Genomic DNA, 22743 nt, shown 5'->3' on the forward strand with positions numbered 1-22743 from the left:
TCACAAATATCGCTTATACTGATAATCACAAAAGCGAAAGAATATGTGAAAAGGAAGGGAGACTTGTTTATGGATAATCAATATAATTATAATACACCAAATGATCAGTTTCAAAATCAGGCAACGGGGAATGGAGGACCGGATTTTCATTTCGGACAGACAGACCCGGATTTTTCTCACAGAAAAAAAGAAAAGAAACCGCGAGATCATAAAAAAGCAGCGAAAATTGCAGGAGGGCTCTGTTTTGCAGTTGCATTTGGCGTGATTGCAAGTGCGGCGTTTCAGACAACAAATTTCGTGGGAAATGCTCTTTTCGGAGAAAAAGTAAAGACAGAAAAATCTTCTGAGAAGAAGGTCGACAGTACATCTTTGACAAGAACATCAAGCACAGTGACATCTGATGTGTCAGAAGTAGTAAACAGTGTGATGCCATCGGTTGTATCTATCACAAATATGAGTGTACAGCAAGTACAAAGTTTCTTTGGAGGAACAAGCAGTCAGGAAGTACAAAGCAGCGGTTCAGGAATCATTGTCGGACAAAATGACACAGAACTTTTGATCGCGACAAACAATCATGTTGTGGAAGGAAGTACAACATTGACTGTCAGCTTCATCAATGAGTCAAGTGCAGAAGCAAAGATTAAAGGAACAGATGCATCAAGAGACCTTGCAGTCATTGCGGTTCCACTGGAGAACATCGAAGAAGAGACGATGGGAGAAATCAAAGTAGCAACCTTGGGAGATTCCACAAAGCTTCAAGTAGGGGAGCCGGTAATTGCAATTGGAAATGCACTTGGTTATGGACAGTCAGTGACAACAGGAATTGTCAGTGCATTGAACAGACAGATTGATATGGAAGGATTTGATGCAGAATTGATTCAGACAGATGCTGCAATCAATCCGGGAAACAGTGGTGGAGCCCTTGTCAATGCGAATGGAGAGGTGATCGGAATCAATACAGTGAAAGTAAGCAGCGATGCGGTAGAGGGAATGGGATATGCAATTCCAATTTCTGATGCAAATGAGACGATCACAACTTTGATGAACAAAGAAACAAGGGAGCAGGTACCGGAAGATGAGAGAGGATTTTTAGGAGTTGAAATCACAAACGTGGAGGCAGAAAGTGCCGAATTATACGGTATGCCGACCGGTGTTTATATCAGAAATGTCATCGAAGGAACCGGAGCGGAGAAAGCAGGACTTGTGCGTGGCGGAGTCATTACAGAGCTTGACGGAAGCAGTGTAGACAGTATGACAACACTCCAGAATTTACTTTCTTACTACCGTGTGGGTGAAACTGTGACACTGACGGTAGAGATGCCGGGAAAAGACGGTTCATATGAAGAAAAAGAAGTGGAAGTTGTCTTGAGTGAAAAACAGACTGAAACAGCAATTCCAAAGAGATAGGAAAAGAAGATAATAAAAAAGAGCATCCTTCAGAAAACGAAAACATTTCCATGAATGGTTTTCTTAGAAGGATGCTCTTTCTCTTTTAGAATGTTATTCAGTGTCGCATTTGAAGCAAGATTTCATATCAAATTCAGGATTGAACGCATAGAAGTTTTTGCTGTCCAAATGATCTTGAACGATTCGGAGACTTTCGCCGAAACGCTGATAATGAACAATCTCACGTTCCCGTAGAAAACGGATTGGTTCGCAGATTTCAGGATCTTTCACCAACCGGAGAATATTGTCGTAGGTGGTTCGAGCTTTCTGCTCTGCGGCCATATCTTCATGGAGGTCAGTGATTGGATCCCCTTTGGATTGGAAATAAGTTGCAGTCCAAGGTGTTCCTCCGGCAGACTGAGGCCAGAGTGCGAGAGTATGGTCGACATAATATTTGTCAAAGCCAGATTCTTTGATCTGTTCCGGAGTCAGATCTTTCGTCAGTTGGTATACGATTGCGCAGATCATTTCCATATGAGCAAGCTCCTCGGTACCTATATCTGTCAATGTTCCGATTACTTCCCGGTATGGCATTGTATATCGCTGGGAAAGATAACGCATAGATGCAGCGAGTTCGCCGTCGGGACCACCAAATTGACTGATGATGACTTGTGCGATCTTTGGATTGGTTTGCGTGATTTTGACGGGATACTGTAATCTTTTTTCATAATTCCACATGAACTAACATCCTCCTTCCTGCCACGGCCATGGTTCATTGATCCAGTTCCACCTGTCTGTACAGGAGGTCATAGTCGTATCAATCGTCAGCGGTCCGTAATATTTTGCATATTCTTTGAGCGCCTGATTCCGAAGCTTACTGTATTCGTGGAAGTAGGCCAGCGCATTGGCATCGCAAGGATGAGTGTCAAGAAAAAGTTTGACATCATCTACGGCAAAACTGACACGGTTGATCAGGCAGAGAAGATCTTTGCGGCAAGGTGCGTTGTTTGTCATCGATTACAACCTCCCATCCCATGAAATGGTTTGTCGAGTTCTTCAAAGATGGTTCCCCGGCAAAATCCTTTTTCGGCCTCGTAAATGCGCTGCCAGATCTGCCATGGAACATAAGCCATTGCAAGTGGCATGCCGTCCAGACTGTCTTCTCTGTCGCAGCATGGAGTTGCCTGCGGGCGGGAAACATATTGTGTGGAAGAATATCTTCCATAGTCGGTTGTCTGCCTGCAGCCACAGTTATTCTGATGATAATTTTGCATATGGAAAGCTCCTTTCTTCTTCTATCTGATATTATTGTATGTTTTAGCAGAGAAACCGTGCGTTCACAGAAAGAAAACCGGAGGAATGGCAGAAACAGAATAAAAAAATTGCAATCAGTGAAGAGGAAGGGTATAATAAAAAAGTATAATTTGGAAACAGAACAAAAGGAGAGTATAACTATGTGTGGATTTACAGGATTCGTCGGAAATATTGACAACAAAGAGCAAGTGCTTGAAAATATGATGAATACGATCGTGCACCGTGGACCGGACAGTGCCGGACAGTTTCTGGATGAGGATGCGGCACTTGGATTTAGAAGGTTAAGTATCATTGATATTTCCGCAGTTGGAGACCAGCCATTGTATAATGAGGACCGGACAAAAGTACTTGTATTCAATGGGGAAATCTATAACTATCAGGAACTTCGCGAAGAACTGATCGCTGCAGGACATACTTTTACGACACATACAGATTCGGAGACCTTGCTGCACGGATATGAAGAGTGGGGAGAACAACTTGTAGACCGTCTCCGGGGCATGTACGGATTTGTGATCTGGGACAGGGTAGAGAAGAAGCTCTTTGGCGCGCGTGATATTTTCGGAATCAAGCCGTTTTATTATGCACAGATGAACGGCACATTTTTATTTGGATCAGAGATTAAATCATTTGTGGAGCATCCGAAGTTTGATAAGGTATTTAATGAAGATGCGCTTGCAGACTATTTGTCATTTCAGTTTGTGCCGACAAACGAGACATTTTTTAAAGGGGTATTTTGTCTCCAGCCGGGACACTATTTCACATATCAGAATGGAACGCTTTCCATCAGCCGTTATTATGAACCGGATTTCCATGGAAAGACGGACAAGCCGTTTGAGGAGATCGTTGATGATGTGGAACGTGTGATGAGAGAATCTGTCAAAATGCATAAGATCAGTGATGTGGAGGTAGGTTCTTATCTTTCCAGTGGTGTAGATTCGAGCTATATGGCCTATTTAGGAGAAGTAGACCGGACGTTTACAGTTGGTTTTGGACAGGAACAATACAGCGAGATCAAAGATGCGAAGGAGTTTGCCGACAGCATCGGTGTAAAGAATGACAGTAAGATTATTGAGCCGGAAGAATACTGGGACAGTCTTTCAGATATACAGTACTATATGGATGAGCCAGTGGCAGATCCGGCGGCAATCGCACTGTATTTTCTGAGTAAAGAAGCGGCCAAGAAAGTAAAAGTAGTACTTTCAGGAGAAGGATCGGACGAGTTGTTCGGAGGGTATCAGATTTATTGTGAGCCGATCGAGTATACTGGATTTAATAAAATCCCGCGTCCGATCAGGAAAGCGCTCGGAGTATTTGCAGAAAATTGCCTTCCGCGAGGAATGAAAGGTCGGAGTTTTCTGATTCGGCATTCAAAGACACTGGAAGAGCGATATATTGGGAATGCATATATTTTTACAGAGAAGGAAGCAGGAAGACTGTTGAAAAATAGCAGAAGACCAGATACAATGAAAGTGACAGCGCCGATCTATGAGCGAGTAAAAGACAAAGATCCGGTGACAAAAATGCAGTATCTGGATATGCATTTATGGCTTGTTCATGACATTTTAATGAAGGGCGATAAGATGGGAATGGCAAATTCACTGGAAGTAAGGGTACCTTTCCTTGATAAAGAAGTGATGGAGGTTGCACAGAGCCTTCCTCTGAAATATAAGATTGACGCACCTCGCACGAAGATTGCACTCCGTGCGGCAGCAGATCGTGAGATCAGAAGTTATACAGCAGAGAAGAAGAAGCTTGGATTCCCGATTCCAATCCGTGTCTGGCTCAAAGAAGACCAATATTATAACCGTGTCAGAGCGATGTTTGAGACGAAGGAAGCGGAGCAGTTCTTTGATACTGCTTATCTGAAAAAACTTTTGGAAGAGCATCGTGCCGGTAAATTTGACAACAGCAGAAAGATATGGACGGTCTATATTTTCCTGCTTTGGTATGAACGCTTTTTTGCAAATGGGAAACCAGTGCATCCGGCGATGAGCAACAAGTAGAAAAAGTACAGAACAGGAGAAGTAGATGGCAATACGTAGGAAAGTCCTGCGGGAAGGGACGAGAAAGAAAATTGAATATTTTGACTATAACCTGCTTGCGGTTTTGATTTTTATTATCTGTTTCGGTTTGATTATGCTGTACAGTGCCAGTGCCTACAATTCTCAGGCGGCGAACAATGGTGATGGAATGTATTTGTTCAGAAGACAGGCAATGGTCACGGCAGGAAGTTTTGTTGTGATGCTTGTTATTTCCAAGATTGATTACCATCTCTATGCCCCGTTTGCAAAAATCATTTATTATATTTCGATTTTTCTGATGGTACTTGTGCGCTGGTCGCCGCTTGGACTTGAGGCAAATGGATCAAAGAGATGGCTTGGTATTAAAGATACCCCGTTTCAGATGCAGCCATCCGAAGTGGCGAAGATTGCAGTGATCATATTCATTCCGTATATTATCTGTCAGCTTGGGAAATATCTTAAGACAAGTGCCGGGATGACGCGAGTGCTTGTCTATGGAGGATTTGCTTCGTTCAGCGTATTTTTCTTTACCGATAACTTAAGTACGGCAATTATCGTGGCAGGGATCGTGTGTGGTATGATTTTTGTGGCGCACCCGAAGACAAGGCCTTTTATCAAGATTGCAGTTGGCGGAATGGTGGCTGTTGGAATTTTTCTGGTGATTATTTTAGTGCAGCTTTCTTCCAGTGATAATTTCCGTATCCAGCGTGTCGTTACATGGCTTCAGCCGGACAAGCATATGGCAGAAGGCGGATATCAGGTAATGCAGGGATTGTATGCGATTGGTTCCGGAGGATTCTGGGGCAAAGGACTTGGGAACAGTGTTCAGAAGCTTTCGGCAATTCCGGAGGTACAAAATGATATGATTCTTGCGGCAATCTGCGAGGAACTTGGAATCTTTGGCGCAATCGTTATTTTAATCCTTTTTGGCATGCTTTTATATCGCCTGATGTTCATTGCACAAAATGCCCCGGATTTATACGGCTCTTTGATCGTAACTGGAATTTTTACGCATATTGCGCTTCAGGTCATTTTGAATATTGCGGTTGTAACAAACTTGATTCCGACTACTGGAATCACACTTCCGTTTTTTAGCTACGGAGGTACGTCGATTTTGTTCTTGATGTCAGAGATGGGGCTGGCATTAGGGGTATCGCGCACGATAAAGTTTGAAGAAACTTAAGAAAAAACTTTTCATATAGCAGGCAGTGTGGTATTATAATGTAGTATTGAAAACTACATGAAAACATGATTGAGTATCATGAGAGCTGGTATCTGGGAGGGATGAAGAATGAATTACAAGATTGTCGTGGACAGTTGCGGAGAATTGACAGAAGAGATGAAACAAAGCGGATATTTTGAATCTGTTGCGATGAGTATAGAATTAGAAGGAAGTACGATTGTAGATGATGAGACCTTTGATCAGGCAGACTTTTTAAAACGGATTGCAGCCAGTGGAGAATGTCCGAAGTCGTCTTGCCCATCTCCGGAACGTTATATGGAAAGCTATGCTGGAGAAGCGGAACGTGTATACGTTGTAACATTGGCAGCAGAACTTAGTGGTTCGTATAACAGTGCAGTGCTTGGGAAAAATCTGTACGAGGAGGAATATGGGAAGAAGCAGATCCATATTTTTAACTCCAAATCTGCTTCTGTCGGGGAAACTTTGATCGCGCTGAAAATTCAGGAATGCGAAGAAGCTGGCATGACATTTGAGGAGGTCATTCAGACAGTAGAAGAATATATAGAAAGTCAGAAATTATATTTTGTCCTGGAAACTTTGGAAACTTTAAAGAAAAATGGAAGATTAAAGGGAGTCAAAGCATTGGTTGCCAGTGCATTGAATATAAAGCCTGTAATGGGAGCTACTCCGGAAGGAACAATTTACCAGATCGGTCAGGCACGTGGAATTAAGAAAGCATTGGCGAAGATGACAGAAATGGCTGCGGAAGGAATTCAATGCGGGGAGAATAAGATTCTTGGGATTGCACATTGCAACTGCAGGGAGAGAGCAGAGGCGGTGGCGGAGATGATCAAAGAAAAGAAAAAAGTGAAAGATGTGATCATCTCAAATACAGCAGGAATCAGCAGTATGTATGCAAATGATGGGGGAATCATTGTTGTAATATAAGAGAAGATGTTGCAAAGGAGCTGTGAAAGAAATGAGTCAGGAGAAAGTAAACAGATATAAGGAAGAAAAAGCCAACAGAAAGAAGATGCTGCGCCGCCAAAAAGTTATGAATACAGTTCGAAAGACTGTAGTATCTGTTGTGTGTGTGGCGGTTCTGGGATGGATCGGTTATTCGGTATACAGTACTTATACAGAGAGCCAGCCAAGAGAATCCTATGAAGTGGATTACAGTGCGGTAACAGAATATTTGCAAGGTGCATAATCGTGAAGGGAGTCGGAGAAGAGAGTAAGATCTTTTCTGGCTCTCTTTTTAAAATGAAAACTAGAAAACTGAAAAAAAGTCTTGAAATCAAGTAAGAAGTGGGGTACAATGAATCTAAGTGGTAGAAAGTGGTGAAAAGTGGTACGAAATGGAAAGGAAGTGGCAGACCATTTCGAGAGAAGGTGACCTTCATGTTGACTGGAGAATATAATCATAGTATTGATTCAAAAGGCAGATTAATTATCCCTGCCAAGTTTCGAGAGATACTTGGTGACAGTTTTGTAATTACAAAAGGGTTAGATAACTGCTTATTTGTGTATCCGGACAATGAGTGGAAACTTTTTGAAGAAAAGCTCAGAACCTTACCGCTTACAAACAAGAACGCAAGAACTTTTACGCGCTTTTTCCTTGGGAGTGCAGTGGAAGGCGTACTTGACAAACAAGGAAGAGTTTTAATCTCTTCAGCCCTGAGAGATTTTGCCGGTCTTGAAAAGGAAGTCGTTCTGGTAGGGGTGCTGGATCGAGTTGAGATTTGGGATAAGGCAAAATGGGATGAAAGTAATGCTGAAGTAGAAGCAAATATGGATGATATTGCCGGTCACATGGAAGAATTAGGGCTTGGCATCTAATTCATGACAATAGAAAGAGAGCAAGTGATGCTTTCTATCGTTAGAAATGGAGGACAATATGGAATTCAAGCATAAGTCAGTATTACTGGAAGAGACGGTAAATGGTCTGAACATCAAGCCAGACGGCATTTACGTAGATGGAACGCTTGGTGGTGGCGGGCATGCCGAAGAGGTATGTAAGCAATTAAATGACAAGGGGAGTTTTATAGGAATAGATCAGGACGCAGCGGCGATTGAAGCAGCAAGTGTCCGGTTGGCCGGCTTCGGGGAGAGAGTCACGATAATCAGAAGTAATTATTGTGATATGAAGTCGAGACTTCGGGAAAGAGGAATTGACAAAGTCGATGGGATAATCCTTGATTTGGGCGTATCATCTTATCAGTTAGATACGGCAGAAAGAGGATTTTCTTATCGTGTTGATGCCCCGTTAGATATGAGGATGGACAGGCGTCAGGAAAAGACGGCGCGTGATATCGTTAATACATACAGCGAGATGGAGCTATTTCGAATTATCCGTGACTATGGAGAGGACAAGTTCGCAAAGAATATTGCAAAGCATATTGTCATGGAAAGAGAGAAGGCGCCGATCGAGACTACGGGGCAGTTATGCGAGATTATCCGACATGCAATTCCGATGAAATTTCAGAAGAACACGGGACATCCGGCAAAGAGAACATTTCAGGCGATTCGTATTGAACTGAATCGAGAACTGGAAGTACTCAGAGATACATTAGATGAGATGATTGAGTTACTCAATGATAATGGAAGGATCTGTATCATTACATTTCACTCATTGGAAGACCGGATCGTGAAGGGAATATTTAAGAAGAATGAGAATCCTTGTACTTGTCCAAGCCATTTTCCTGTATGCGTTTGTGGAAATGTATCGAAAGGGAAAGTGATCACGAAAAAACCGATCTTGCCTGGCGAACAGGAATTAGAAGAGAACAGTCGGTCAAAGAGCGCGAAGCTTAGGATTTTTGAGCGGCATGTGAATACGAAAGTATAAAAAGAAAGAGGAGAGATTGTAATGGCGATAAGAGAAGAAGCTTACGTATATGGAAACACTGTACGACAGCCGAGAGTCAGTATAGATAGACAGACAGCATTACAGCCTTCAGAACCAAAAAGGGTGAGTAAACAAGTACATAAAAATAGAAAAAGAGCATTGGATATGAATAAGGGATATGTGTTGTTTTTATCTATAGCTGCCATTGCAGCGCTCTTTATTTGTGTAAGATATCTTCAGATTCAGTCTGAGATTACGAACCGTTCCGAAGCGATCGCTGCACTTCAAAGTGAACTGACAGAGCTGAAAGAGGAGAATACAGCAATGTACAATGCTGCGACAGACAGCGTGGACTTAGAAGAGCTTCGCAAACGTGCTGTAGAAGATCTGGGGATGGTGCCGGCTACGCCGGATCAGGTCATGGAATATGACAGCCCGACGAGCAGTTATGTGAAACAGTACGAAGAGATACCGGAAAATGGAATATTAGCACAGTCAAGTAAAGTTTCTAAGTAAAAGGTGAGAAAATGTCCAAAAGAAAAAAGCGAAACTCATTTCATTTTTTAAAAAGAAAATTTTCGAAGATTATGCAGAAAAAGCTAGTACTATTATTTTCATTAGTTGTGCTGGCTTTTGCTATTTTAATTGGAAGAATTATACAGATCAATGCCATGAATGGCGAAAAATATACGAAGGTCGTTTTAGATCAGCAGCAGTATGACAGCAGGGTGATTCCTTTTCGAAGAGGAGATATTGTGGATCGCAATGGAACAAAGCTTGCAACCAGTGAGCGCGTGTACAATGTTATTCTGGATGTCAAGGCAATGCTTGAGAAAGACGAATATCAGGAGCCTACGATCAAAGTTTTAAAAGACTGCTTTGGAATCGCAGAGGAGGATGTGGAGGAACTGGTCGAATCGAGTCCAGAAAGCCGTTATAATATACTTCTGAAAGGTGTAGATTATAATACTGCGAAGGAATTTGAGGCGATCGATGAAGACGAAGAGAAGCATCCGAATGTTAAGGGAATCTGGCTGGAAGAGGATTATGTGCGGAAATATCCGTACAATTCACTGGCGAGTGATGTAATCGGATTTTCCAATGCAGACGATGTGGGAACAATCGGTCTTGAGGCATCTTACAATGCAATTTTAAATGGAGTAGACGGAAGAGAGTACGGTTATCTGGAAGAAGGAGCGCTTCTGGAACGTACAATCAAGGAAGCGGAGAATGGAAACACGATCGTATCTACTATTGACGCGGAACTCCAGAAGATTGTGGAAAAACATATTTTAGAATTTAATGAAGCTTATAAGGATAATGCAGAGAAAGGAAACGGAAGCTTGAATACAGCGGTGATCATTGCAGATCCGCAGAGTGGGGAGATCCTTGCACAGGCATCTTACCCGAACTTTGATCTGAACAAACCGCGTGATATTTCTGCCTACTACACAGAGAAAGAACTGAAGAAGATGAAAGAGGAAGAAAAAGTGGAGATCCTCAATAATCTTTGGAGGGATTTCTGTGTCAGCGATTCGTATGAACCGGGATCAACAGCAAAACCGTTTACTGTTGCAGCGGGACTGGAAACAGGAAAGATAAGGGGAAATGAAGTATATACTTGCGGAGGATCTCTCGTTGTTGCGGAGGATACAGAGCCGATCAATTGTCACTACACAGCGGGGCACGGTACGCAGACCATTGCGCAGTCGATTGCAAATTCTTGTAACGTTGCAATGATGGAAATGATCAAAGTGATTGGAGCTGAAGATTTTTATCGTTATCAGAGTATCTTTGGATTTGGCGCTCAGACAGGGATTGACCTGCCGGGAGAGGCAGAGGGGATCCTGCAGGATCCAGAGCTGGTAGGTCCGGTAGATCTGGCAACTAATTCCTTCGGGCAGAATTTCAATGTGACGATGGAACAGATGGTTGCGGGAATGTCAGCCTTGATCAATGGAGGCAACTATTATGAGCCGCATGTTGTCAAACAGATTCAAGATGAAAACGGAAATGTGATTGAGACGAAAGAATCTGTTTTGAAGAAACGTGTGATTTCTGAGCAGACGTCGACAATGCTGAAACAGTATATGAAAACGGTTATGGAAGGAACTGGAACAGGAGCCTCAGCAGCGGTGGAAGGATATGACATCGGAGGAAAGACTGGTACTGCTGAGAAATACCCTAGAAACAGTGGAAAGCATTTACTTTCTTTCATTGGATATGCACCGCAGGATGAGCCGGAAGTGCTGATTTATGTTGTGATTGATGAGCCGAATACAGAGTCCCAGGAAGACAGTTCTCTCGTGTTGAATCTGGCGCGAAGTATTATGGAAGAGGCATTTCCATATATGAATATTTCTACGATTGACGGGCAGCCGGTTGTAGCTCCGGAGCAGCCGGAGGAAGATCAGCAAGAGGTAGAACCACAGGCGGAGAATGAGACGGAAACCGAAAGTCAAGAAGAGGTTTCGGGAGAACCTTCCTATGAAGGGGAAGCTGTCGGGGATGTTTCTTACGAAGGGGAAAGTTATGACGATGGTGCTTACGGAGATGGAACTTACGAGGACGGCTCTGGGGATATGGAGTCTGGATATTGATTGAACGATTTTATGAAAATTTTGTCCAAGGAAATGTGAATAACCTCACAGAAGTGTTAATAAATTATAAAAACAACTTCTGTGAGGTTTTTTTATGAAAAATAAGACCTATAATAAGAAAAAAGTGCTTGTGGTCTTTCTCGCAGCGGTCACAGTGATCTTAGGATTGATCGGACGGCTGTGTTATCTGATGATTTTTGATGCAGAATATTACCAGAAAAAAGCGGAGGCGCTCCATGAACGGGAACGTGAAATTAAAGCCGCAAGAGGAGAAATTGTAGATCGGAATGGAACAGTGCTTGCGACGAATCGTACAGTCTGCACGATTTCTGTGATTCACAGCCAGATCAAGGATCAGGAGCGTGTCATTGAAGTGCTGGCAGAGGAGCTGGAGTTGGAACCCAAGGTGGTGAGAAAACGAGTAGAAAAAGTTTCGTCTATGGAGAGGATCAAAACGAATGTACCGAAGGAAATCGGGGATAAGATTCGTGAATATGATCTTGCGGGGGTAAAAGTAGATGAAGATTTCAAGCGCTATTATCCATATGAAACGCTGGCATCAAAAGTGCTCGGATTTACCGGAGGGGATAATCAGGGAATCATCGGGTTGGAAGTGAAGTATGAGAAGTATCTGAAAGGACAGAACGGAATGATCCTCACGACAACAGATGCCCGTGGGATTGAACTGGATGGGATTGCAGAAGACCGCATCGAACCGGTACCGGGGAATACATTGCAGCTCAGCATAGACTATAACATTCAGAAATATGCTGAGCAGGCGGCACAGAAAGTGATGGAGGAAAAGCAGGCAGATGGGGTGTCTATCCTGCTGATGAATCCTCAAAATGGAGAAATACTGGCGATGGTGAATGTGCCAGAATTTAATCTGAATGATCCTTTTACACTGACGGAGGAATTTCTGGCAGCAAATGCTGAAAAACAGCCTGCAGCAGATATGAAAGATCCGGAGAAGAAGCAGGAACTCCTGAATCAGATGTGGAGAAATCGCTGTATTAACGATACTTATGAGCCAGGGTCGACTTTTAAGATTATTACGTCCTCTGCCTGTCTGGAAGCAGGCGTAGTGAAACTGGATGACACTTTTCAATGTCCGGGATATCGGATGGTGGAGGATCGGAAGATCCGATGTCACAAAGTAGGAGGACATGGAACGGAAACATTTGTGCAAGGAGTTCAAAATTCCTGTAACCCGGTATTTATCGACATCGGTCTGCGACTCGGTGTGGATAAGTTCTGCGAGTATTTTAAACAGTTTGGATTGCTGGATCTGACAGGGGTAGATCTTCCAGGAGAAGCAGGAACAATCATGCATAAGAAGGAAAACATCGGTGCGGTAGAGCTGGCAACGATGAGTTTTGGGCAATCCTTCCAGATTACGCCGGTGCAGATGGCGACAACGGTAAGTTCTCTGATCAACGGAGGGGTTCGTGTGACACCACATTTTGGCATGGGAATTGTGGATCAGGAAGGAGAAAAGCTGGAGCCTTTTTCTTATCCAGAAAGAAAAGGAGTGGTATCGAAAGAAACGTCGGCGACAATGCGAACGATCCTTGAGAGCGTTGTAGCAGAAGGATCTGGGAAAAACGCATATATTGAAGGATATCGGATCGGAGGAAAGACAGCAACCTCGCAGACACTTCCGAGAAGCGCCAATAAATATATTTCTTCTTTTATCGGATTTGCTCCGGCAGACAATCCACAAATACTAGGAATGGCGGTGATCCATGATCCGCAGGGAATTTATTATGGGGGAACGATTGCGGCTCCGGTAATCCGTGATATTTTCGACAATATTCTTCCATATATGGGGATAGAAAGAGGGCCGGTTAGCGAAACAAAAGAGGAGGAGTAGTTGAAAATGAGGGGGAAATGAAGTATACTATATAAGTTGAATTAAAATGAGAACAAAAGAGTGAAAGGGTGTATCTATGGATTATAAATTAATTGTACCAGTGCTGATTTCTTTTGCATTGAGTCTGCTGATGGGACCGGTCGTCATTCCGTTTCTGAGAAAACTAAAGATGGGACAGACAGAACGGGTGGAAGGTGTACAGTCACATTTGAAGAAGGCAGGAACACCGACAATGGGCGGTGTGATCATCCTTGGAAGTGTATTGCTCACTTCAGTTTTTTATATAAAAGAATATCCGAAGATCATACCGGTGCTGTTTGTGACACTTGGTTTTGGATTGATCGGATTTCTCGATGATTATTTGAAAGTTGTGATGAAACGGTCGGATGGGTTGTTTCCAAAGCAGAAGATGGCGCTTCAGATTGTTGTGACGGCAGTGTTTGCCTACTATCTTGTAAAAGTGACAAATGTTCCAATGACACTACTGATTCCATTTTCCAGTGGAAAATATCTGGATATCGGATGGCTTTCGATTCCGCTGTTGTTTGTTGTCGTGATTGGAACGGTCAATGGAGTGAATTTCACGGATGGGCTGGATGGCTTGGCCTCCAGTGTGACGGTGCTTGTTGCCACATTTTTCACTGTAGTGGCAGTGGGGACGAGAAGCGGTATCGAGCCTGTGACCTGTGCGGTTGTGGGGGCGCTGCTTGGCTTTTTACTCTTTAATGTCTATCCGGCGAGTGTGTTTATGGGAGATACCGGATCGCTTGCGCTGGGAGGATTTGTGGCATCCACAGCATATATGCTCCAGATGCCGCTCTTCATCGTGATCGTAGGGCTGATTTATCTGATTGAAGTGCTGTCGGTTATGATTCAGGTGACATATTTTAAGAAGACAGGCGGGAAAAGAATCTTTAAAATGGCGCCAATTCATCATCATTTTGAACTTTGCGGCTGGTCTGAGACACGGGTTGTAGCAGTGTTCGCTGTTGCAACAGCAATTTTATGTCTGATTGGCCTGATGGCGCTTTAGGAGGGTATTATGGATTTAAGAGGAAAAAAAGTACTTGTATTTGGAACAGGAATCAGCGGAATTGGTGCAGGAGCGCTGCTTGAGAGGGCACAAGCGTCTGTGATCCTGTACGATGGAAATGAAAATTTAGACAAAGAAAACTTAAGAAAACATTTTGCGGCAGAGAGCTCTGTTGAGATCTTGCTCGGCAGCCTTCCGCTGGAAGTGATGGATCAGCTGGAACTTGTTGTGTTAAGTCCGGGGGTTCCGACAGATCTTCCGCTTGTAAATCAGTTGAGAGAACGAGAAATTCCAATTTGGGGAGAAGTGGAACTGGCATACCGCTTTGCAAGTGGAGAGGTACTTGCAATTACCGGAACAAATGGAAAGACAACAACAACTGCATTGCTGGGGGAAATCATGAAAGCGTACAGAGACAGTGTTTTTGTTGTCGGGAATATCGGGACACCGTACACGGGAGCTTCGTTGGAGATGAAGGAAGATTCTGTGACGGTTGCGGAGATGAGCAGCTTTCAGTTGGAGACGATCGATACGTTCCATCCAAAGGTAAGTGCGATCTTAAATATTACACCAGATCATTTAAACCGACATCATACGATGGAGGCATATATTCAGGCGAAAGAGGAAATCACAAAAAATCAGACAGAGGAAGATGTCTGTGTACTCAATTATGAGGACGAAGTGCTGCGTGCATTCGGAGAAAAACTTCATACACAGGTTCTATATTTCAGCAGCAGGCGTAAACTAGAGAGAGGGATCTATCTTGAAGACGGAAAGATCATTTATGCAGATGGAAAGCCGGAAGTGCTCTGTAAGGTAGAAGAACTAAAGTTGCTTGGTACACATAATTATGAGAATGTGATGGCGGCTTCTGCGATGGCAGCGGCATATGGAGTCCCGCTTTCGAGTATACGAGAGACGATTAGGAATTTCGGCGGAGTTGCCCACCGGATCGAATTTGTGACGGAGAAAGAAGGGGTTGCATACTACAATGACTCCAAGGGAACAAATCCGGATGCTGCCATCAAGGCAGTGGAGGCGATGAATCGACCGACGATACTGATCGGAGGAGGATATGATAAGAACTCTTCTTATGATGAGTGGATTGATTCTTTCGGGGAAAAAGTAAGATACCTTGTATTAGTTGGAGCAACAAAAGAGAAAATCGCTGAGACCGCAAGAAGAAAAGGATTTGACAATGTTATCCTCGCAGATACTTTTGAGGAGGCTGTCATGGAGAGTGCGCGACTTGCAAGAGAGGGAGATGCAGTACTTCTTTCCCCTGCATGTGCGAGTTGGGGCATGTTTAAAAATTTTGAAGAACGTGGAGATAAATTCAAAGAACTTGTAAATCATTTATAAGGAGTGAAGAATTGTGGGCAGACCCGGAAAGAAAAAAGGGTATGATTACACATTGCTTGCGGTTGTATTTGTGCTCGTGTTCGTAGGATTGATGATCTTGTACAGTACGAGTGCCTACAATGGTGAGTTAAAATTCCACGATCGTTTTTACTATTTAAAAAAACAGTTGTTTGCAACGATTTTAGGAACGGTTCTGATGCTGGTCGTGGCAAATATCGATTATCATGTCTGGGAACCGCTTGCAGGCATTGGCTATCTTGTTGCAATCGGGCTGTCTGTTGCGGTGATTTTTATAGGAGATGAGTATAATGGGTCCAAAAGATGGCTGTCTTTGGGACCTTTATCTTTTCAACCGTCAGAGTACGCAAAGGTGGCGCTGATTCTATTTCTTGCATGTATTGTGACCAAAAATGTAAAAGAGATGGGAAAGATCAAGACTTTGTTTAAGATTATGCTTATGGTACTCCCGGTTGTCGGTCTTGTCGGGGCAAGTAATTTAAGTACTGCAATCATTATTCTTGGGATTGCAGTCATTCTGATTTTTGTGGCAAGTCCAAAGTATGCACAGTTTATCTGGATGGGGCTGCTTGGATGTGGATTCCTTGGTATTTTCCTCGGGGTGGAGAGTTATCGCCTGGAACGTCTTGCAATCTGGAGAAATCCGGAAAAGTATGAGAAAGGTTATCAAACATTGCAGGGACTTTATGCAATCGGTTCCGGAGGACTTTTTGGACGGGGAATGGGAAACAGTGTACAGAAACTCGGATTTGTTCCGGAGGCACAGAATGACATGATTTTTTCCATTGTCTGTGAAGAACTGGGACTTGTGGGAGCGGCACTGATCATCCTCTTGTTTTTGCTTCTGATCTGGCGTTTCTTTGCCATTGCAGTTCATGCGCAGGATCTGTTTGGAGCGCTGATCGCATCTGGAGCAATGGCGCACATGATGATACAGGTGATTTTAAATATTGCGGTAGTGACAAATACGATTCCCAATACAGGAATCACACTTCCGTTTATCAGTTATGGAGGGACATCGGTTCTGTTTCTTTTGATGGAAATGGGACTTGTGCTGAGTGTGTCCAGTCTGATACAATAAAGAGAACATCCGGCGCGGAAGGACGCGACGGCAACAAAGTTGTTAGGAGGATAGGATGACGACATTTAAACATCGTAAAGTACAAAAGAAAAGAAAATATGGACTTTATGCATTGCTTGTAGGTTTGATTGCAGCAGCAATCCTTGCGCTGTCTGTATTTTTGCTGTTTCATATACAAAAGATCGAAGTGACGGGAATAGAGATGCTGACACAGCAGGAAGTGTCAGACTGGGTAAAAAGTGACACAATGTCCGGCAATTCCCTATACGTTCTCTGGAAATCCAAGTTTCGTCCGGACAAATTACTTCCTATGATGAAAAGTGCAGAGATCAGTATGAAGAATCCGTGGACGATCAAAGTAAAGATTGAAGAGCATAAATTGCTTGGCGGAATTCTTTATGAGAATGAATATGCCTATTTTGATGAGGAAGGAACCGTCTTAAAGAAACAGACAGAGTCCATTCCGGGGATTCCGCTTGTTGAGGGGCTGGGTGTGAAAAAGGTTGTCTTAAATCATAAAGTAAAAGCGGAGAATCGAAAGGTATTCAGCTATGTCATCCAGGTTGGAAAAGTTGTGGAAAAATGGGAACTTAGTCCAGAGAAGATTGTGTTTAACGGAACAGAGGCCACACTTCATTTTGGGACGATCGCAGTTAATATCGGCGATGAGAATTTTGATGACAGAGTTGCTCAGATTACTCCAATTTTAGAAAAACTTCAGGGAAAAAGCGGAACTGTTCATTTGGAAAACTTTACAATGCAGTCAACGCTGATCAGCTTCCGGCCGACAGTGGAGGCAGAAGATGGAACTGTGACAGAAGGGGAAGATCAGATACTTGATGAAACCGGAGCGACAGACAGCGGTGAACAGACAGATGCTGACAGTTATAATGAAGACTGGGAAGCAGAACCACAGTATGATGAGAGTGTGACTTATGGCGATGGAACGGAAATCTATGATGACGAAACCGGAAGTTATGAGGATGGAAGCGGCACATACGATGACGGAAGTGAAAATTATGATGGGACAGGCACTTATGATGACGGAAGCGGAATGGGGTATTAGAAAATGATACTGCATCTGCTTTGAACGGAGAGTGCCACGACAAAAAAATCGGAAAATCTAAAAAAGGCTATTGATTAATTAGAAGAAAAACTATATTATATATCTATATGGCAGAATCTATATAGAACCAGAGGGATGTATAAGAAGTAGATCGATAAAGGAGGAAAAACTCTTGTTAGAAATTAAAACAAATGAATCTGAAGCAGCAGCAAAAATTATCGTCATTGGTGTCGGTGGCGGCGGAAATAATGCAGTGAACCGAATGATCGATGAACAGATCGCCGGTGTGGAATTTATTGCTATTAATACAGATAAGCAGGCATTACAATTATCGAAAGCTCCTACATTGATGCAGATCGGTGAGAAGCTTACGAAAGGACTTGGAGCAGGTGCTAAACCTGAGATTGGTGAGAAGGCAGCAGAGGAAAGCTCAGAAGAAATCGCAGCAGCAATCAAAGGTGCAGATATGGTATTCGTTACTTGTGGTATGGGAGGCGGAACCGGAACAGGTGCGACTCCGGTTGTAGCACGTATCGCAAAGGATATGGGTGCACTGACAGTCGGTGTAGTTACAAAGCCATTCCGTTTTGAATCCAAGACAAGAATGAACAATGCGCTTGCAGGAATTGAGAAGTTAAAAGAGAGCGTAGATACGTTAATCGTTATTCCGAATGATAAATTACTGGAAGTAGTAGACCGCAGAACAACAATGCCGGAAGCACTGAAGAAGGCAGACGAAGTTCTTCAGCAAGGTATCCAGGGAATCACAGACCTGATCAATGTACCGTCTCTGATCAACCTTGACTTTGCAGATGTGCAGACAGTTATGATTGACAAGGGAATTGCACACATCGGAATTGGTCAGGGCAAGGGAGATGACAAGGCATTAGAAGCTGTGAAACAGGCAGTGGCAAGTCCGCTTCTTGAGACAACTATTGCAGGTGCTTCTCACGTTATTATCAATATCTCAGGAGATATCACACTGATGGATGCCAGTGATGCAGCAGAATACGTACAAGAACTTGCAGGGGAAGATGCAAATATCATCTTCGGTGCAATGTATGACGATTCAAAGTCAGACGAGGCAGTGATCACAGTTATTGCTACCGGACTTCATAACGTGGAAGGACCGTCATCCAGACTCAAATCCAGACTGGATGGACAGAAGACAGGCAGTGTGCTTCCAAATACTAGTCACACAGCAGCTTCAGCAGCAGGAACAGCATCTTCTGTAAGACAGGCAAGACCAGAATTCAGCGTAATTGGAAATAACACCAATACATCAGCTGGCCAGAGAACTTATACAGGGACAACACCGGTGACACCGAGAGTTCCGACAAGTACAGTCAGAGAGAAATCCATCAAGATTCCGGATTTTTTTAAGAAATAGAACGATAAAATAGCAAACACTTATCTTTTATAATAGAAGCTCACCGAAGAGAACTATAGCAATGGGACGAGATCCAGTTGTTATAGTTCTTTTTTGTCGAAAAAATCCCAGAATAAGAAACAAATATTTGACAAATTCTGCAGAAGCATGCAGATATAATAATAAGTACGGAAATGAAAAGATATAAGGAAAGCGGAGCGGAAAAGAGGTGGGAAATGTATTACGAAGTGTACATAGATGTGTTGTTTCTCATAAATTTTATGATGGACTACCTGCTGCTTCTGATTGTGCGCAGAGTATTGAAATGTACTGCCACACATGGAAATATTTGCGTGGGGAGTATTTTTGGAGCGGCAGCGGTCTGTATTTGCATGCTTCTCCCGGTAAGGAGTACACTGATTCGCTTTCTTTTGTTTCATTTATCTGTGAATGCAGCTATGATCTGGATCGGGTTGAAAATCCGAACACTCAGAGAATTTCTAAAGGCATTTGTGGCATTATATGCCAGTGCATTTCTGCTTGGGGGAGTATTTACATGGCTGCAGCCGTATGTGCGCGCGGGAAGTCTTTTTTTTGGCGCAGCAGTCGGAAGTTATTATCTGGTGATCGGAATCTGGAAATTTCTTTTGTATCTGCAGCGCATGAACAAGTATCAATATACAGTTACGGTGTATACTTCCGGGGAGAGCTGCACGATACACGCGCTTTTAGATACCGGAAACAGTCTGTGCGATCCGGTTACGGGGAAGCCGGTCTGCATTTTAGGAAAGAGACAGGCAGGGGAAATTCTAAAAGAAAAGGAACTTCAGACACTGCGCTATATCCCGTATTGTTCAGTTGGAACAGAGAAAGGGGTACTTCCGGTAATCAGAGCAGAAAAAATGTGCATTCATACCGGGCAGGAGTGTTGGGTGGAAAAGCCGCTCATTGGAATTTGTGAGGAAGATAGTTTTACAAATGGGGAATATCAGATGATTCTGAATCCAGCAATATTAGGAGGAGTATAAAATGGTAACAAATGCAATGCTGCCAAAGCAGTTTCGGATGAAGTTTTTGTCACAGTTTCGTAAGATCGTGATAGGGACAAGGAGAGAAATCCATTACATAGGAGGGTCAGAGGTGCTCCCGGCGCCATTGGAGATGGAAGAGGAGAGCGCAGTCATCAAGGAACTGGCAACAGAATATAATGAAAAAGCAAAAAAGGTGTTGATTGAACACAATCTCAGACTTGTTGTTTATATTGCCAAGAAATTTGATAATACGGGAATTGGGGTGGAAGATCTGATCTCAATTGGCACGATTGGTCTGATCAAAGCCATCAATACCTTTAATCCCACAAAGAAGATCAAGCTTGCAACTTATGCGTCCAGATGTATTGAAAATGAAATTTTGATGTATCTGAGAAGAAATAATAAAACAAAGCTGGAAGTGTCGATCGATGAGCCACTGAATGTGGATTGGGATGGAAATGAGCTATTGCTGTCAGATATCCTTGGAACCGAAGAAGATACAATCTACCGAGATCTAGAGACGGAGGCAGAACAGAAAATGCTGCGCAAAGCGATTGAAAAATTGTCTCCGAGGGAGAAGACGATCGTAGAGATGCGTTTTGGGATCAATCGTTCTGAAGGGGAAGAAAAGACACAGAAAGAGGTAGCGGATCTTTTGGGAATTTCTCAATCTTATATTTCACGTTTGGAGAAGAAGATTATGCAGAGATTAAAAAAGGAGATTGTACGCTACGAATCTTAAAAGAAAAATAAAAAAAGTATAAATAAAAGAATAAAGACTGAAATATATGCCATTTCGATTGAAAATGTGTTATAATATAGTAAATTTTATGACAGCAGTTGCGAGGTGTTCCTGCATATTAGACAAAGAATATATAGCGGGGAACTGCCGCAATCAGAAAGGAGACTTGCATATGAAACTTACATTTATCGGTGCAGCACATGAAGTGACCGGAAGCTGCCATCTTCTGGAAGTCAATGGAAAACACATTCTGATCGACTGTGGTATGGAGCAGGGACCAGATCTCTATGAGAATCAAGAGATTCCGGTTGCCGTCGGGGAGATTGACTATGTACTTTTGACGCATGCACACATTGATCATTCCGGTCTGATTCCTCTGCTTGCCAAGCGAGGATTTCAAGGGCAGATCGTAACGACTTTTGCGACAGCAGACCTCTGTCAGATCATGCTCCGTGACAGTGCCCATATTCAGGAGTTTGAGGCTGAGTGGAGAAATAGAAAGGCGAGAAGATCTGGTGCAGAACTTTATGAGCCATTGTACACGATGGAAGATGCTGTCAATGCACTGCAATATTTTGTACCGTGCGATTACGATCAGAAAATTGAGCTTTGCGAGGGCGTATGGGTACGGTTTACAGATGTGGGACATTTGCTCGGCTCTGCGAGTATCGAAATTTGGATGTGTGAAGACAATGTGGAGAAGAAGATTGTATTTTCGGGGGATGTCGGAAATATCAATCAGCCGATCATCAAAGATCCAAAGACTGTGCGTGAAGCGGATTATGTAGTAATTGAATCTACCTATGGCAACAGGCTCCACGGAGATGAGATTCCAGACTATGTAGGTGAATTTACGAGAATACTCAGGGAAACTTTTGCAAAAGGCGGAAATGTGGTGATTCCATCTTTCGCGGTCGGACGTACACAGGAATTACTTTATTTTATTCGTGAGATCAAAGAGAAGAAGTTTTTGTCAGATTTTCCTGATTTTGAAGTGTATGTGGACAGCCCGCTTGCAATCGAAGCGACGAACGTTTTTCAGAAGAATACAAAAGGATGCTTTGATGAAGATGCACTGAAACTTGTACAACAAGGAATCAATCCTCTCGTATTTCCGGGTTTGAAGCTTTCCACGACGAGCGATGATTCGAGGCTGATCAATTATGATAGTAAGCCGAAGGTGATTATTTCAGCGTCGGGTATGTGTGAAGCCGGAAGAATCCGCCATCATTTAAAACACAATCTGTGGAGAAAAGAATGTACGATTCTGTTTGTCGGTTATCAGGCGGTGGGAACGCTTGGAAGAAAGCTAATCGAAGGAGTACCGTCTGTCAAGCTGTTTGGTGAGACAATAGAGGTATGTGCAAAGATTGAGACGTTGAAAGGTATCAGCGGACATGCGGATATGAAAGGCTTACTTAGCTGGCTTGGTGGATTTGAGACGAAGCTTTCCCATGTATTTGTTGTGCATGGGGAGGATACGGTAACAGATGAATTCGCAAAGACGATTGAAGAACAATTTGGATGCCAGGCATTTGCACCATATTCCGGAGGATGCGTGGATCTGGTGACAAATGAAGTGCTCACAGCTGGCGCGAGAGTTCCGAAAAAGGCAAAGGAAAAACCGATGGCGGCACGTGCTGCGACTGCATTCCAGAGAGTGGTTTCTGCAGGAAAACATCTTATGGAAGTTATTTTCAAAAACGAAGGACTGTCCAACAAAGATCTGGCAAAATTCGAATCACAGATTCAGAATCTTGCAGAAAAATGGGATCGTGATTAGAGAAGAAAGTAAGCAGAATGAAAAATAGTAGAA

The 22743-nt window shown here is 43.1% G+C and carries 21 protein-coding genes; 18 read left to right on the forward strand and 3 right to left on the reverse strand.

Annotated elements, in window-relative coordinates:
- Positions 1 to 69: 69 nt before the first annotated feature.
- Complete coding sequence (locus tag ACGG81_RS03690) at positions 70 to 1407, forward strand: S1C family serine protease (RefSeq protein WP_008976478.1); 1338 nt, start codon at positions 70 to 72, stop codon at positions 1405 to 1407.
- A gap of 93 nt (positions 1408 to 1500) precedes the next feature.
- On the opposite strand, the gene ACGG81_RS03695 is transcribed toward ACGG81_RS03690, so the two are convergent.
- From ACGG81_RS03695 to ACGG81_RS03705, 3 genes are read right to left on the reverse strand one after another with little or no spacing between them, the layout of a single operon-like run.
- Positions 1501 to 2124, reverse strand: a complete 624-nt coding sequence (locus ACGG81_RS03695; protein WP_009262946.1) for a manganese catalase family protein — start codon at positions 2122 to 2124, stop codon at positions 1501 to 1503.
- A 3-nt stretch (positions 2125 to 2127) separates the two neighbouring features.
- The gene (locus ACGG81_RS03700) at positions 2128 to 2400 is read right to left on the reverse strand and encodes a spore coat protein CotJB (protein ID WP_008976476.1); all 273 of its coding nucleotides are present in this window, start codon (positions 2398 to 2400) and stop codon (positions 2128 to 2130) included.
- Positions 2397 to 2660: a spore coat associated protein CotJA gene (locus ACGG81_RS03705; protein WP_009262945.1), complete on the reverse strand. Its 264-nt coding sequence runs from the start codon at positions 2658 to 2660 to the stop codon at positions 2397 to 2399. Before ACGG81_RS03705 ends, ACGG81_RS03700 begins: the two co-directional genes overlap by 4 nt.
- Before the next feature lie 180 nt (positions 2661 to 2840).
- On the opposite strand from ACGG81_RS03705, the gene asnB reads away from it, so the two are divergent.
- The 17 genes from asnB to ACGG81_RS03790 all read left to right on the forward strand — a co-directional run bounded on the left by asnB (position 2841) and on the right by ACGG81_RS03790 (position 22710).
- Positions 2841 to 4703, forward strand: a complete 1863-nt coding sequence (gene asnB, locus ACGG81_RS03710; protein ID WP_008976474.1) for an asparagine synthase (glutamine-hydrolyzing) — start codon at positions 2841 to 2843, stop codon at positions 4701 to 4703.
- Positions 4704 to 4728: 25 nt separating this feature from the next.
- Positions 4729 to 5904: an FtsW/RodA/SpoVE family cell cycle protein gene (locus ACGG81_RS03715; protein WP_120105800.1), complete on the forward strand. Its 1176-nt coding sequence runs from the start codon at positions 4729 to 4731 to the stop codon at positions 5902 to 5904.
- 108 nt (positions 5905 to 6012) lie between these two features.
- Positions 6013 to 6852: a DegV family protein gene (locus ACGG81_RS03720; RefSeq protein ID WP_120105799.1), complete on the forward strand. Its 840-nt coding sequence runs from the start codon at positions 6013 to 6015 to the stop codon at positions 6850 to 6852.
- A gap of 31 nt (positions 6853 to 6883) precedes the next feature.
- Positions 6884 to 7114 carry a hypothetical protein gene (locus tag ACGG81_RS03725; protein ID WP_009262942.1) on the forward strand — a complete coding sequence of 77 codons (231 nt, stop codon included), beginning with the start codon at positions 6884 to 6886 and terminating at the stop codon, positions 7112 to 7114.
- Positions 7115 to 7305: 191 nt separating this feature from the next.
- Positions 7306 to 7743 (forward strand): division/cell wall cluster transcriptional repressor MraZ, encoded by a 438-nt coding sequence (mraZ, locus tag ACGG81_RS03730; RefSeq protein WP_008976470.1) that lies wholly within the window; start codon positions 7306 to 7308, stop codon positions 7741 to 7743.
- A gap of 58 nt (positions 7744 to 7801) precedes the next feature.
- A complete protein-coding gene (gene rsmH, locus ACGG81_RS03735; protein WP_008976469.1) occupies positions 7802 to 8752 on the forward strand; it encodes a 16S rRNA (cytosine(1402)-N(4))-methyltransferase RsmH in 951 nt (316 codons plus the stop codon).
- Positions 8753 to 8773: 21 nt separating this feature from the next.
- A complete protein-coding gene (locus ACGG81_RS03740; protein ID WP_008976468.1) occupies positions 8774 to 9268 on the forward strand; it encodes a hypothetical protein in 495 nt (164 codons plus the stop codon).
- A gap of 11 nt (positions 9269 to 9279) precedes the next feature.
- On the forward strand, positions 9280 to 11352 hold the full coding sequence (locus tag ACGG81_RS03745) for a peptidoglycan D,D-transpeptidase FtsI family protein (RefSeq protein ID WP_009262941.1): 2073 nt from the start codon (positions 9280 to 9282) through the stop codon (positions 11350 to 11352).
- Positions 11353 to 11446: 94 nt separating this feature from the next.
- Positions 11447 to 13225, forward strand: coding sequence for a peptidoglycan D,D-transpeptidase FtsI family protein (locus tag ACGG81_RS03750; RefSeq protein WP_390109660.1), 1779 nt, complete (start codon positions 11447 to 11449; stop codon positions 13223 to 13225).
- A 76-nt stretch (positions 13226 to 13301) separates the two neighbouring features.
- Positions 13302 to 14258: a phospho-N-acetylmuramoyl-pentapeptide-transferase gene (gene mraY / locus ACGG81_RS03755; RefSeq protein WP_008976465.1), complete on the forward strand. Its 957-nt coding sequence runs from the start codon at positions 13302 to 13304 to the stop codon at positions 14256 to 14258.
- A 9-nt stretch (positions 14259 to 14267) separates the two neighbouring features.
- Entirely contained in the window at positions 14268 to 15620 is a 1353-nt protein-coding gene (gene murD, locus ACGG81_RS03760; protein ID WP_016439362.1) for a UDP-N-acetylmuramoyl-L-alanine--D-glutamate ligase, read from the forward strand.
- Positions 15621 to 15633: 13 nt separating this feature from the next.
- Complete coding sequence (locus ACGG81_RS03765) at positions 15634 to 16719, forward strand: FtsW/RodA/SpoVE family cell cycle protein (RefSeq protein ID WP_117576733.1); 1086 nt, start codon at positions 15634 to 15636, stop codon at positions 16717 to 16719.
- 55 nt (positions 16720 to 16774) lie between these two features.
- Entirely contained in the window at positions 16775 to 17785 is a 1011-nt protein-coding gene (locus tag ACGG81_RS03770; RefSeq protein ID WP_270456533.1) for a cell division protein FtsQ/DivIB, read from the forward strand.
- A 172-nt stretch (positions 17786 to 17957) separates the two neighbouring features.
- Complete coding sequence (gene ftsZ / locus ACGG81_RS03775; protein ID WP_008976461.1) at positions 17958 to 19175, forward strand: cell division protein FtsZ; 1218 nt, start codon at positions 17958 to 17960, stop codon at positions 19173 to 19175.
- A gap of 215 nt (positions 19176 to 19390) precedes the next feature.
- A complete protein-coding gene (locus ACGG81_RS03780; RefSeq protein ID WP_117576731.1) occupies positions 19391 to 20182 on the forward strand; it encodes a sigma-E processing peptidase SpoIIGA in 792 nt (263 codons plus the stop codon).
- A gap of 37 nt (positions 20183 to 20219) precedes the next feature.
- Positions 20220 to 20927: an RNA polymerase sporulation sigma factor SigE gene (sigE, locus tag ACGG81_RS03785; protein WP_390110335.1), complete on the forward strand. Its 708-nt coding sequence runs from the start codon at positions 20220 to 20222 to the stop codon at positions 20925 to 20927.
- 172 nt (positions 20928 to 21099) lie between these two features.
- On the forward strand, positions 21100 to 22710 hold the full coding sequence (locus ACGG81_RS03790; protein WP_390109667.1) for an MBL fold metallo-hydrolase RNA specificity domain-containing protein: 1611 nt from the start codon (positions 21100 to 21102) through the stop codon (positions 22708 to 22710).
- The last annotated feature ends 33 nt before the right edge of the window (positions 22711 to 22743 follow it).

Source organism: Faecalimonas umbilicata (genome assembly GCF_042846195.1).
In the GTDB taxonomy this organism is placed as follows: domain Bacteria; phylum Bacillota; class Clostridia; order Lachnospirales; family Lachnospiraceae; genus Faecalimonas; species Faecalimonas umbilicata.